This window comes from Bacillus stratosphericus, assembly GCF_020524495.1.
Taxonomy (GTDB): domain Bacteria; phylum Bacillota; class Bacilli; order Bacillales; family Bacillaceae; genus Bacillus; species Bacillus stratosphericus_B.
On sequence record NZ_JAIVLB010000058.1, the window covers coordinates 1 to 12689 of the forward strand.

General features: G+C 42.6%; 9 protein-coding genes, 5 tRNA genes and 2 pseudogenes. 7 read left to right on the forward strand and 9 right to left on the reverse strand.

All coding sequences use genetic code 11. From position 1 onward, the window contains the following. Positions 1 to 144: 144 nt before the first annotated feature. From LC033_RS15615 to LC033_RS15635, 5 genes are all read right to left on the reverse strand, one after another. A tRNA-Gln gene (locus LC033_RS15615) sits at positions 145 to 216 on the reverse strand. Between the two features lie 4 nt (positions 217 to 220). Next, a tRNA-Tyr gene (locus LC033_RS15620) sits at positions 221 to 305 on the reverse strand. Positions 306 to 333: 28 nt separating this feature from the next. Continuing rightward, positions 334 to 406 (reverse strand) — tRNA-Thr (locus tag LC033_RS15625). Positions 407 to 409: 3 nt separating this feature from the next. After that, positions 410 to 485 (reverse strand) — tRNA-Val (locus LC033_RS15630). A 6-nt stretch (positions 486 to 491) separates the two neighbouring features. Further along, positions 492 to 566: transfer RNA gene (locus LC033_RS15635), tRNA-Glu, on the reverse strand. Between the two features lie 219 nt (positions 567 to 785). On the opposite strand from LC033_RS15635, the gene murQ reads away from it, so the two are divergent. The 6 genes from murQ to LC033_RS15665 are packed head-to-tail and all read left to right on the forward strand — an operon-like array spanning position 786 to position 8522. Continuing rightward, positions 786 to 1697, forward strand: coding sequence for an N-acetylmuramic acid 6-phosphate etherase (murQ, locus tag LC033_RS15640; protein WP_226570010.1), 912 nt, complete (start codon positions 786 to 788; stop codon positions 1695 to 1697). A gap of 14 nt (positions 1698 to 1711) precedes the next feature. Next, positions 1712 to 2578 (forward strand): MurR/RpiR family transcriptional regulator, encoded by an 867-nt coding sequence (locus LC033_RS15645; RefSeq protein ID WP_226570014.1) that lies wholly within the window; start codon positions 1712 to 1714, stop codon positions 2576 to 2578. Further along, positions 2575 to 3963 (forward strand): PTS transporter subunit EIIC, encoded by a 1389-nt coding sequence (locus LC033_RS15650; RefSeq protein WP_226570016.1) that lies wholly within the window; start codon positions 2575 to 2577, stop codon positions 3961 to 3963. Before LC033_RS15645 ends, LC033_RS15650 begins: the two co-directional genes overlap by 4 nt. Before the next feature lie 28 nt (positions 3964 to 3991). Further along, complete coding sequence (pbp4b, locus tag LC033_RS15655; RefSeq protein ID WP_226570019.1) at positions 3992 to 5326, forward strand: penicillin binding protein PBP4B; 1335 nt, start codon at positions 3992 to 3994, stop codon at positions 5324 to 5326. A gap of 20 nt (positions 5327 to 5346) precedes the next feature. Beyond that, the gene (locus LC033_RS15660; protein ID WP_226570021.1) at positions 5347 to 7266 is read left to right on the forward strand and encodes a glycoside hydrolase family 3 protein; all 1920 of its coding nucleotides are present in this window, start codon (positions 5347 to 5349) and stop codon (positions 7264 to 7266) included. A 50-nt stretch (positions 7267 to 7316) separates the two neighbouring features. Then, the gene (locus tag LC033_RS15665) at positions 7317 to 8522 is read left to right on the forward strand and encodes an exo-beta-N-acetylmuramidase NamZ family protein (protein WP_376776471.1); all 1206 of its coding nucleotides are present in this window, start codon (positions 7317 to 7319) and stop codon (positions 8520 to 8522) included. A gap of 38 nt (positions 8523 to 8560) precedes the next feature. Here LC033_RS15665 and LC033_RS17435 read toward each other — a convergent pair. The 4 genes and pseudogenes from LC033_RS17435 to LC033_RS15680 form a co-directional block, all read right to left on the reverse strand. Then, positions 8561 to 8719: pseudogene (locus tag LC033_RS17435) on the reverse strand (bile acid:sodium symporter family protein); the annotation flags it as partial. Between the two features lie 299 nt (positions 8720 to 9018). Beyond that, positions 9019 to 9219, reverse strand: coding sequence for a hypothetical protein (locus LC033_RS17440; RefSeq protein WP_376776469.1), 201 nt, complete (start codon positions 9217 to 9219; stop codon positions 9019 to 9021). 245 nt (positions 9220 to 9464) lie between these two features. Then, a complete protein-coding gene (locus tag LC033_RS15675) occupies positions 9465 to 10931 on the reverse strand; it encodes a SulP family inorganic anion transporter (RefSeq protein ID WP_376776470.1) in 1467 nt (488 codons plus the stop codon). A 725-nt stretch (positions 10932 to 11656) separates the two neighbouring features. After that, a complete protein-coding gene (locus tag LC033_RS15680) occupies positions 11657 to 11941 on the reverse strand; it encodes a CotD family spore coat protein (protein ID WP_312887877.1) in 285 nt (94 codons plus the stop codon). A 267-nt stretch (positions 11942 to 12208) separates the two neighbouring features. Here LC033_RS15680 and LC033_RS15685 point away from each other — a divergent pair. Next, positions 12209 to 12689, forward strand: a pseudogene (locus LC033_RS15685) (hypothetical protein); the annotation flags it as partial.

The window sequence follows — 12689 nt, forward strand, 5'->3', positions numbered from 1 at the left end:
TACTTCTAATTGATTTCTTCTCTCTTCTTCACGTTTCGATAACATGTTCATCCCCCGCAGAATTGTGTTATTACCCTTATTATACAAAAAAGCTTGTAGACTTTGTCTACAAGCTGAGACACCTTTTTGAAAAAGGTGTCTTAACTGGGCTAGCTGGATTCGAACCAACGCATGACGGAGTCAAAGTCCGTTGCCTTACCGCTTGGCTATAGCCCAAAAATGGTGGAGGGGGGCGGATTCGAACCGCCGAACCCGGAGGGAGCGGATTTACAGTCCGCCGCGTTTAGCCACTTCGCTACCCCTCCACATATGGAATTGAAAAAAGAAAAACAGTGCCGGCAAGAGGACTTGAACCCCCAACCTACTGATTACAAGTCAGTTGCTCTACCAGTTGAGCTACACCGGCATATGGTGGAGGATGACGGACTCGAACCGCCGACCCTCTGCTTGTAAGGCAGATGCTCTCCCAGCTGAGCTAATCCTCCATATCATGGTGACCCGTACGGGATTCGAACCCGTGTTACCGCCGTGAAAGGGCGGTGTCTTAACCGCTTGACCAACGGGCCAGTTTGTCAAGTTTGCTGTTTACGTGAAGCTGACAAAAGTTATTATATACAGGTTGTCCCCCTTTTGTAAAGGGGAATTTTATTTTTTTATTTTCTAACTATTCATCCCCTTTCAGCACAACGTTTTGATTGAAATATAATTTCAATATATAAATTTAATATTGAAATTTCATATCATACTCAATATAATGAAAATGAAGAAATAAGGAGGTATGTCCCATGCAGCCATCTCAACTGCGTTCTTTGACAACAGAATCAAGAAACCCTAACACACTGGGAATTTCACAAGCAGATCCGCTCGAAATGCTCAAAATGATTAATGAAGAAGATATGAAAGTCGCTCAAGCAGTCAACCGTGTACTTCCACATGTAAAAACAGCAAGTGACTTTGCCTATGAATCCATCTCAAATGGAGGAAGACTCATTTATTTAGGTGCTGGAACAAGTGGCAGAATTGGCGTCATGGATGCTGTTGAATGTCCGCCCACCTATAGCGTTTCACCTGATGTCATTGTCGGCATCATGGCAGGCGGGGACTCCGCTTTTTCACATGCTGCCGAAGATGTGGAGGACAATGAAAGAGCTGGCAAACAGGATTTAGTAAACATCAACCTAACGTTCAAAGATACGGTAATCGGCATTGCCGCTAGCGGTAGAACACCTTATATCATGGGTGCTTTAAATTACGCAAGATCCATTGAAGCAAAAACAGTAGCCCTTAGCTGCAATGAACAAGCAGAAATTAGCGAGCTGGCAGACTGCGCCATTGAAGTCGTCGTTGGACCAGAAGCCATTACTGGATCAACACGAATGAAAGCAGCATCCGCTCATAAAATGATTTTAAATATGATTTCTACCTCTGTCATGATCAGACAAGGCAAAGTATATGAAAATCTGATGGTTGATGTAAAAGTCAGCAATCATAAACTAAAAGAACGCGCCATCACCATCATTCAGCATGTGACAAACGCTTCCTACGAACAAGCCGCTAAAACCCTTGAAGCGGTGGATTTAGAGGTCAAAACTGCCATCGTCATGCTCCAAACAAATACAGATAAAAAGACAGCAAAGGATTTACTCAACAAAGCAAATGGCCACATCGACAAAGCCATCTTACGTCATCAATACTAAAGGAGGCAGAGCTCATGTCAGCAGGTGGACTCACCCTACTACACACAATGAAATCAAAGCTCCCCCAATCTGAAAAAATCATTGCAGACTACATCCTTGCCAACCCTGACAAAGTCATTAAGAGCACAGTACATGAAATTAGTCAGGCTGCCGGTGCAAGCAGCTCTGCCGTGATCCGCCTTTGTAAATCTCTCGGGCTGGAAGGTTATCACGATTTGAAAATGAGGATCGCTGGAGATTTAATGCAAGATAAACAAGGCTACCGAGATATCGAACAAGACGAAGCACTTCACTCCATTATTCAAAAGACCGCAGGAAACTCGATTCAATCGATTAAGGACACAGCCTCTATTTTAAATGTAGATGCTTTAGAAAAAGCCGTTCAACTGCTGCTATCTGCAAACCAAATCCATTTTATCGGCGTTGGTGCATCTGGCATTGTCGCAGCTGATGCACAGCAGAAATTTCTAAGAATCAACTATGCGGCCACAGCTTTCACTGACATGCATATCGCATCTACTGTCATCGCAAATGCAAAAAAGAACGATATTGTTTTCGGTATATCCTTTTCAGGAGAAACGTTAGACATCATTCAGGCCCTTCAGCTCGCCAAAGAAAATGAAGTGAAAACTATTGCTTTAACGCATCCAGGTCATACAAGCGTTTCTGCATTGTGTGATGTTCACCTATCGACGTCCGGTTCCAATGAAGCACCTTTTCGCAGTGCTGCCACTTCCTCTAGAATGGCACAGCTCTACTTAATTGATGTCTTGTTCCTTAGTCTAGCTTCTCGTCAATATGAACAGACAGCGCAATATATTGACAAGACAAGGCATGCTATCCGCTCCATGAAACGAAAATCGAAGGGGGATTCAACATGAGTCATCAAAAGAAATATCAGCAGTTGGCGAAAGAGATTCTATCGCTCTGTGGTGGTTCTGAAAACATCTCATCGCATACACATTGTATGACGCGTCTCCGAATTACACCGATTGATAATGAAGAAGTTCAAATCACCGCGATCAAAGAACTGGATGGCGTCATTGGCGTCGTCGAAGCGGAAACACTTCAAATCATTTTAGGCACTGGTGTTGTCAACCAAATATCAAGTGCGTTTGAACAGCTATTAAATGCCTCGGGTTCATATGATTTGAAAAACGAAGCACAAAAAAACAAGCAAGCCATTTCACAAAAGAATCGCACACCGTTCAAGCTATTCTTACGACGGATTGCAAGTATCTTCATCCCCATCATTCCCGCGCTTGTTGCGTCAGGACTTATTACAGGAATTACAAAAGCGATCGTGCAAGCGGGCTGGCTCGATGAAAAATCTCAAATTGCCATTATTCTAACGGTTATCGGTTCAGGCTTGTTTACTTATCTCGGTATATTAGTAGGAACAAACGCCGCAAAAGAATTTGGAGGCTCTCCTGCATTAGGCGCATTAGCTGGTATCCTCATTGTTAACCCAGCCTCCGCAGATATTATGTTATTTGGCACAAATATTCTACCAGGCAGAGGCGGACTCATCGGTGTTCTTCTTGCCGCCATCTTTATGGCCCTTGTGGAGATCCGAATCAGACGGTTCGTCCCGCAATCACTCGATATCATCGTCACACCGACCATCACCCTACTTATTACAGGAATCTTTACGTACGTCGTCTTTATGCCAGTTGGCGGATTTATATCTGATGCCATCACCTCAGGACTAACTTATCTATTAAACATTGGCGGTATTTTTGCTGGATTCGTCCTCGGTGCGACCTTCCTTCCTCTTGTTGTGACAGGACTTCACCAAGGGCTGACACCTATTCATATGGAACTTATCAATTCAATTGGAGATGACCCGCTTCTGCCAATTCTCGCTATGGGAGGTGCAGGACAGGTAGGTGCTGCCTTTGCCATTTATATGAAAACAAAAAAGAAAAAGCTGAAAAGAGCTATTGCAGGTGGACTTCCTTCAGGAATGCTGGGTATTGGTGAACCGCTCATTTTCGGTGTCACACTGCCACTTGGAAGACCTTTTCTCACCGCTTGTCTCGGTGCTGGAGTTGGCGGTGCATTTCAAGCCCACTTCCTAATTGCAACTAAGGCGATTGGCGTCTCAGGACTCCCACTGACCTTTATCGTCCACCCACATCAAATGGTTCTTTACTTAATCGGATTAATCATTGCATATGTCGCTGGATTTATCTTCACATACGTATTTGGCTTTCATGATGATATGGCTGTTGAATTCGAGGAAACCAATCATAAGGAGGTCTAGCTCTTAAAGAAATGGCTGTTTTCTTTTGATGACATGTCTATTCATGCTCCTTAGGTTACCAGTACAAACATTTGCATCTAGCTCCCATCCTGTAACGTCTTTGTCTAAAACAGCACCTCAAGAATATCCCGTCTTAAAAAAGGCGAAACGACCGGAACAAGTAGGTTTTTATTCCAGGCAGCTTAGGAAGGTTGATCAAATGATTCAAAACGATATTAAAGCAGGATTTCCAGGAGCCGGGCTCATCATCATCAAGGACGGAAAGATCGTCCATCAAAAAGCCTATGGCTACCGGCAAAAATACGAGGGCACAAAAAAACTCAAATCGTATAAGAAAATGAAAAAGAACACGCTGTTTGATCTGGCATCCAATACAAAAATGTATGCCACCAACTATGCCCTGCAAATGCTTGTATACGAACAAAAACTAGATGTGAATGAAAAAATTCAATCCATCCTGCCCGAATTTCAGGATGAACCAGATGCAAAGATCACCGGCAAAGATCAGCTCTGTGTGAAGGATCTTCTCACACATTCTGCCGGACTCCCTTCCAGTGTGTTATTTTATAGCAAAGAAGCAGCTGGCTCTTTTTTCTCTCAAGATAGACAAACAACCATGAAATGGCTGCCTAAAGTGCCTCTTCAATACTATCCAGGAACCCGGCATATATATAGTGATATTGATTACATGCTTTTAGGCATGATCATTGAGAAGAAAACAGGGATGCCTCTTGATCAATATGTAGAGTCTAAGATCTATCGGCCTCTAGGTCTCAAACGTACAATGTTCAACCCACTACAAAAAGGATTCAAGCCTGAGCATTTTGCAGCAACTGAGCGCTTAGGCAATACGAGAGATGGTGTAATTGATTTTGAAAACATTCGACGATACACCCTACTAGGTGAAGTACACGACGAGAAAGCCTATTACTCAATGGCAGGTGTCTCCGGCCATGCTGGGCTTTTCTCTAACACCTCAGATATGGCGGTGCTGCTCCAGCTTATGCTCAACAAAGGGGGCTATGGGAAAATAACCATTTTTGACCAAGCCTCTATCGATCTCTTTACAACATCCTCAGACACGAACCCAACTTACGGGCTAGGCTGGCGGAAAAACGGCCATACTGACATGGAATGGATGTTTGGAAAATATGCTAGTAACGAAGCCTATGGACATACAGGCTGGACCGGAACGATGACGTTGATTGATCCAAAACACAATCTAGGTGTTGCCTTGCTGACGAATAAGAAACATTCACCTGTCGTTTCACCTGAAACCAATCCTAACCAATTTGTAGGTGACCTTTTCCCAACCGGTACTTATGGAAGCATCATGACCGCAATCTACGAATCTTTTAAGTAAAAGGAAAAAGGAGGAATTTAATGTTAAAATCTCTCTGCCCCTCTGGACTGGTTTTGGCCCTGCTCACCTCTTCCATTCCAACGGAAAAGGTTCTCTCTGCCCCCCTTCCAACCGCCAAACAAATGCTTCAAGACATGTCACTGGATGAAAAGATTGGTCAAATGCTCATGCCAGACTTTCGCAATTGGCAAGCAAAAGATGAATCCGCTCCTACAGGTTTAACAAAGATGAATAAAGAAGTGTCTCATATTGTGGAGAAATATCATCTAGGTGGTGTCATCTTGTTTGCAGAGAATGTCGTTGATACGAAACAAACCGTCAAACTCACCCATGATTTTCAAAAAGCATCTCCAAACACTCCTTTACTCATTTCAATTGATCAAGAAGGCGGAATCGTCACAAGACTACAAAAAGGAACACATTTCCCAGGAAATATGTCGATTGGTGCCTCTAGAAGCAAGAAAAATGCATATGACACAGGAAAAATCATCGGAAAGGAATTAAAAGCATTAGGTATCAATACAAATTTCTCTCCTGTTCTTGATGTGAATCATAACCCAAACAACCCCGTCATTGGTGTCCGTTCCTTTAGCTCTGACCCTACACTTGTCACCAAGCTTGGTCTTCAAACCATGAAAGGACTTCAAAAGGAAAAGACCATTTCCACATTAAAGCACTTCCCGGGACATGGTGATACAGCTGTCGATAGTCACTACGGATTACCGCTCGTGGAACATGACCTTGATCGTTTAAAGAAGATTGAGCTGTATCCATTTCAACAAGCAATAAACGCAGGTGCGGATATGGTCATGACCGCTCATGTTCAATTCCCTGCCATTGATGACACGACCTATCAAAGTAAAAAAGACGGAGAGGACATCATGGTTCCAGCTACCTTATCGAAGAAAGTGATCACACACTTATTAAAAGAAGAGATGGGCTTTCAAGGAGTTGTGGTAACAGACGCCTTAAATATGAAAGCGATCGCAGATAACTTCGGGCAAGAAGAATCCGTGGTGATGGCCGTTAAGGCAGGAGTCGATATTGCCCTCATGCCTGCTCCTGTCACGTCGTTAAAAACGGAGAAAAACCTAGGGAACGTGTTCAATGCTTTAAAACGAGCCGTTCTAACGAAAGAAATCCCGATGTCTCAGATCAACCAATCTGTCGAAAAAATCCTTCAATTGAAGATCAAACGCGGGATCATTTCCACCAAAAAACCAGTAAGCCTTGAGAAAAAAATCAAAAAAGCCACTCAAGTCATTGGTAAAAATTCGCACCGTAAAGCAGAACAAAAAATGGCCCGTGAAGGAATTACTCTGCTTAAAAACAACGAAAAGACCTTACCTTTCAAGCCTAAAAAGAATGACCAAATCATGGTCATGGCACCTTATAAAGATCAAACACAGGCAATGACTGTCACAATCGAATCACTGATCCGACAAAAAAAGATCAAACCTGTACGTATCCAATCCTACGCGTTTGCAGATAAGACCTTCTCGAAAGAAACAGCCAAACTGATTCAAGGTGCTGACTTTGTCATTACCGGCTCTTACATTATCCAAAATGACCCAGCTGTGAATGATGGAGTAATTGATGACAATGTACAGGACCCGAAGAAATGGGCAACTGCCTTCCCACGTGCTGTCATGAAAGAAGCAACATCAAAAAACAAAAAAATGGTCATCATGAGTCTGAGAAATCCTTATGATGCTGCCAATTTCGAGGAAGCCGATACCTTACTGGCTGTTTACGGTTTTAAAGGCTACTCAAACGGACAATTCAATCAACCGAATATTCCTGCTGGACTAGAAGTGATTTTTGGAGCGGCATCACCTAAAGGGAAATTGCCAGTCAATATCCCATCCGTCACTCATCCAAATCAAACCCTTTACCCATTTGGCTATGGACTCAATGTAAAAGGGAAAAAGATCAAATAGGAGGGATTCTCTTGAAAAAGACAGCAAGCCTGATACTCGCTAGTATTCTCATGATAAGCACATTGACCGCCGCCTCCGCAGATTCAGGACGAACAGATACAAAAGGAAAAAAAGCAACAGTCAAAACAGGTATCGAAACATTACTCTCAAGTCATCTCTCATGGCTAAAAGGGAAAAAGGTAGGGCTGATTACGAATCCTACAGGCATTGATGCAAATATGAAAAGCAGTGTCGACCTCTTATTTGAACATCCGAGTATCAAGCTGACTGCCCTATATGGACCTGAACACGGGGTGCGAGGCGATGCACAAGCAGGAGAAGGCGTCGAATCGTACACTGACGAAAAAACGGGCCTGCCTGTTTACTCTCTCTATGGAAAAACAAGAAAACCAACTCCTGATATGCTCAAAAATGTAGATGTTTTGCTGTTTGATATTCAAGACGTTGGAGCTCGTTATTACACCTATATTTACACGATGGCCTATGCGATGGAAGCCGCTAAAGAAAACGACATTCCCTTCGTTGTCCTAGATCGTCCAAACCCAATAGGCGGGCTAAAAGTAGAAGGACCTGTATTAGAACCCGAACAAACCTCATTTGTCGGTCTCTATCCAATTCCATTAAGACATGGGATGACGACTGGAGAGCTTGCACACATGTTTAACAAAGAGTTTCATATCTATGCTGATGTCACAGTCATAAAAATGAAAAATTGGAAGCGATCCCTATCGTTCGATGACACGAAGCTACCGTTCGTCCTTCCTTCTCCTAATATGCCGACAGTTGATAGCACCTTTGTATATCCCGCCACAGGATTAATTGAAGGCACAAACGTCTCCGAAGGCAGAGGAACGACAAAACCGTTCGAGCTTATTGGCGCTCCATATATCAATAGCAACAAGCTAGCAGATCATTTAAATCGGCTTAAACTAAAAGGCATTCAATTTAGACCAGTTTCATTCACCCCGACCTTTTCTAAACATGCCAGGACTCTATCTCACGGTGTGCAGCTATACGTCACAGACCGTTCTTCATTTGAAGCTGTGAAAACGGGGTTATCCATCATCAAAGCCATACATGATTTATATCCTAATGACTTTCAATTCCTTCAAACAGGCAACTTTGATAAACTCATCGGCAATGATTGGATGAAAGAAGAAATCAATCAAGGCACTTCCGTCAAACACATCATGAAGCGCTATCATCATGACCTCAAAACGTTCGAAAAAATACGAAAAAAATACCTCATCTATTAATTCGCATAAAACCTCCAAGGCTTTTTCATGATATAGATTTAGCCACAGCAAGGTGTTCTCAGTTCAAAACGATTGAGTAAAAAGCCAAATAATGCGACAAGCACTTGCTGAAACAGCACAGGGACAGCGACAGCAGGCGGGAAAAAGCTAATGGCAAGCACAGTACCCGCACTAATATTTCGCATACCGCCTGTATACACAATCTCTGCTTTACTAAAAAACTCGGCATTCAGTTCACGCAAGTATGGTGCAACAATAGAACTGTTAATTGAGACCACAACAAACAAGCCTATTTTCGAAAAAGGTGACAGTGCCTGACTGATCGTCTTCGTCACTGCTGGCTTTTCATACTGATGAACGAGCACCCCTAAAATAGATGGAAGCACCACCATACCGAAAAGCCCTTTCATAATGGCCACAATGTCCATATGAACCTATGTACCTACGAGCAGTGACAAGCTGGCTGGCACAATAAATGGCGAAAGCAGTGTATCAATTAAAATGATTTCAAGGTTAACCCAACATTCCCTTTATACATAGCCGCCCATATTACACCTGTCTGAATCACCATCGCAAGCGTCAAACCGGTGATCGTCATGAAATCACCCGCAAATAGTAGATGCCCCGCTGACCAAGCGTAAAGAGGCATCAACACATGCAAAATCATAAACGTTAAAATCAAAGGCAATGGATGCATGACCGTATGCTTTTAAAGCTGAAAAAGTAGCAGATAAGCTCCCTGCAAATGTCATCACGGCAAATACCCATGGCACCAAAAACGTAAAATCCTGAATATGATGCCAATAGTACACCCGGTAGTACACTAATAGGCGTAATGAGTGGCATCATCCGGCCGATCACTTGATTCAGACGGACAAGCATGCCGGCCACCTCCATCCTTCGCTTTCTACCTTTTCTATTGTAACAAAACAAAAAGGTCCTTTAAGAACCCATCACCTGTTTGACAAGCTTTTGACTGGACGTATCCATTCCAACCACTTCTACCTGCACACCAGCTGTCCGATACTTTTCCTTCACACGTTCAATCGCTGACACACCTGATTCATCCCATATATGCGCTTCAGACAAATCAATGACAACGGATTGAACATGTTTCCCTTGATGGAATGCATGGATGAAATCTGTGACAGAAGCAAAGAAAATTTGCCCCTTAATTTGATAAACCCACGTTCCTTCTTGGCTTTCTGTAGAAGTAATATGAATCTTCGATATTTTTGCGACAAGGAAAATGGCACTAAGCAGCACACCTGCAAAAACACCCTTCGATAAATCATGAGTCAACACCACGGTTACAACCGTGACAAGCATCACAATGGAATCTGTTTTCGGGTTCTTTTTTAGCTGTTGGAATGAACTCCAATCAAAGGTACCAATGGAAACCATAATCATCACAGCGACAAGAGCAGCCATTGGGATTTGAACCACGACATCGCCCAATACAAAAATTAGCACCATTAAAAATGCACCTGCTATAAAAGTAGAAAGCCGGCCTCGTCCGCCAGCCTTTGTATTAATCACAGATTGACCAATCATCGCACAGCCAGCCATACCACCAAAGAATCCAGCGACCACATTGGCAATCCCTTGGCCTCTTGCTTCCTTGTTTTTATGACTAGACGTCCCCGTCATATCATCCACAATCTGTGCTGTTAAAAGAGATTCCAGTAAACCAACCATCGCAAGTGCTAAGGAATAAGGAAAAATAATAGCAAGTGTCTCCCAGCTAAACGGCACATTTGGAATGAGAAAAGCAGGTAAAGAACTAGGAAGCTCTCCCATGTCTCCGACCGTTCTGACATCAATATGCCCAAATACAGCGATCATCGTCATCACAATAATCGCAATGAGTGGGGAGGGTATCACTTTTGTGACCATCGGCAAGACATAAATGATCAGCAAGGCACCCCCTGTCATGATATACATAGCCATTGATTCTCCAACGAAATGTGGAAGCTGAGCCATGAAGATCATAATCGCTAATGCATTCACAAAGCCAACCATCACAGACCTCGGAATAAATTTCATCAAACGAGAAACACGACACAATCCAAACACAATTTGAATCAGGCCTGTTAATATCGTAGCTGCAAACAAATATTGCAATCCATGATCTGCAACCAAATTGACCATGACCAGGGCCATAGCACCTGTAGCGGCCGAAATCATGCCTGGCCGTCCACCAACAAACGAAATCACAATCGCAATACAAAACGAGGCATATAATCCAATCTTCGGATCAACACCCGCAATTATTGAAAATGCAATCGCCTCAGGAATCAAAGCCAGGGCGACTAAAATCCCCGCCAACACATCCTGACGCACATATCCAAACCATTCTTGCTTTACAAATAAATCTTTCAAACCATCTACTCCTTTTTTTATATACATACCGTACATTAAAAGAAGATCAAACAAACCTGGAGAATCAGAAAGGAAAACCAGAGAATACTTCACTTTCGGGGCAAAGAGGAACGTACAGAGTCTTTTGTTAGAGAGGATGTCATCACTTTAGTAAGAATAAAAGAAATACGCTGAAGAATCAAGAACAAAATGAAAGCATTTTTTTAGAAAGGTGATACAAATGACCGATCAATGATTTCATCTTATTAGTTGCTTCAGTCTACTCGTAATAAAACGAGTATTCATAATTTAAACAAAAAAAGCCTTCTCATCATCGAGATACCTTGTCATATCATATAGAGGAAAGCTTCCAAGCGGGCTCGAACCGCTGACCTCTTCCTTACCAGTGATTCTTTGATGCCGAATTCATCGTACTGTTTTTCTCCTGGATTGAGTTCGTTCGGTGAATTCGTTTTGATTGTGACCCATTGATCACCGACTTTTCTTTATGGAATAAGGTTGGTCCACAAATGTAATCATTGTGATTTTGAATCGAAACAACCACAACCTTGTCCTTTCCTAAAAATATAATTCGCTTTTTTTGGATTAGCAGATACACAAAATTTTGATGCCATGCTCATATCTCCCTTTTTATATTTTTTGCGCTCCTATCCCTCACCAAGCACCTGAGCCAAGATGACTATTCCGATAAAAAAGACGCCCTAAGGGACGCCAGTATAAAGTAAGCTATGAATTTAATGAAAAGTATTATTTTATCTATTTACACGACGACAACAAGGATTCTTCAAATCACTTCCACAATCGTATTCTTCAACATAGCATTCATTCTCACAAGATTGCGTTACTGGATAGTAGTTCTCAATTCTTTTGATGTGTTTGTTCACATTTTTAATATGAGTTGGATGGATTCGTCTGATTGTACTTTCGCTTATTGTTGTATTAACGATATTACGTGTTGGTGAAACAATTGTTTTGTCCTGACAATGATTTGCCTTACGAGAACCAAAGAAAAAATCGTCCATTCTGTTGCGGCTCATATCAACACCCTTTCAACAGTTTTGACTTTCATCACAGCATATGAAAAAACAGTCAGGCTGTCCTACACACTTATCATTAAAAATGAAAATTCACGTAATTACTATTTATTTTATGCGTATACATGATTAAATTTTTTCTTTAAAGTCTCTCAATTACGATGAATTACATAGTAAAAACTTTATTTTATTCGCTTCCACTTTAGCCCTTACATATACTTGCATGCGCAATATGATATGTATAAATACTTTTTTAAAGGGAGCGTTATTATGAAAAGTAAATATTACTGCTATCGCTGTGGGAAATGCTTTGAATATTGTTGCTGTATAAAAACCATCATAGTTCCTGGAAAACGAGGACGTCCTGGGCGAACTGGTCGTAGGGGAAATACAGGTTCAACTGGTGCCACCGGCGTAACAGGTGCTGCTGGACCTACTGGCGCTACCGGAGATACTGGACCTACTGGCGCCACCGGCGTAACAGGTGCTACTGGCGCCACCGGCGTAACAGGTGCTACTGGCGGCGCTACCGGAGATACTGGACCTACTGGCGCTACCGGAGATACTGGACCTACTGGTGCTACCGGAGATACTGGACCTACTGGCGCTACCGGAGATACTGGACCTACTGGCGCTACCGGAGATACTGGACCTACTGGCGCTACCGGAGATACTGGACCTACTGGTGCTACCGGAGATACTGGACCTACTGGCGCTACCGGAGATACTGGACCTACTGGCGCTACCGGAT

Coding starts and splice junctions, on each gene's coding strand:
- LC033_RS17440 (WP_376776469.1), bottom strand. CDS start 9,219: ATGCATCCATTGCCTTTGATTTTAACGTTTATGATTTTGCATGTGTTG.
- murQ (WP_226570010.1), top strand. CDS start 786: ATGCAGCCATCTCAACTGCGTTCTTTGACAACAGAATCAAGAAACCCT.
- LC033_RS15675 (WP_376776470.1), bottom strand. CDS start 10,931: ATGTATATAAAAAAAGGAGTAGATGGTTTGAAAGATTTATTTGTAAAG.
- LC033_RS15645 (WP_226570014.1), top strand. CDS start 1,712: ATGTCAGCAGGTGGACTCACCCTACTACACACAATGAAATCAAAGCTC.
- LC033_RS15665 (WP_376776471.1), top strand. CDS start 7,317: ATGATAAGCACATTGACCGCCGCCTCCGCAGATTCAGGACGAACAGAT.
- LC033_RS15660 (WP_226570021.1), top strand. CDS start 5,347: ATGTTAAAATCTCTCTGCCCCTCTGGACTGGTTTTGGCCCTGCTCACC.
- LC033_RS15680 (WP_312887877.1), bottom strand. CDS start 11,941: ATGAGCCGCAACAGAATGGACGATTTTTTCTTTGGTTCTCGTAAGGCA.
- LC033_RS15650 (WP_226570016.1), top strand. CDS start 2,575: ATGAGTCATCAAAAGAAATATCAGCAGTTGGCGAAAGAGATTCTATCG.
- pbp4b (WP_226570019.1), top strand. CDS start 3,992: ATGACATGTCTATTCATGCTCCTTAGGTTACCAGTACAAACATTTGCA.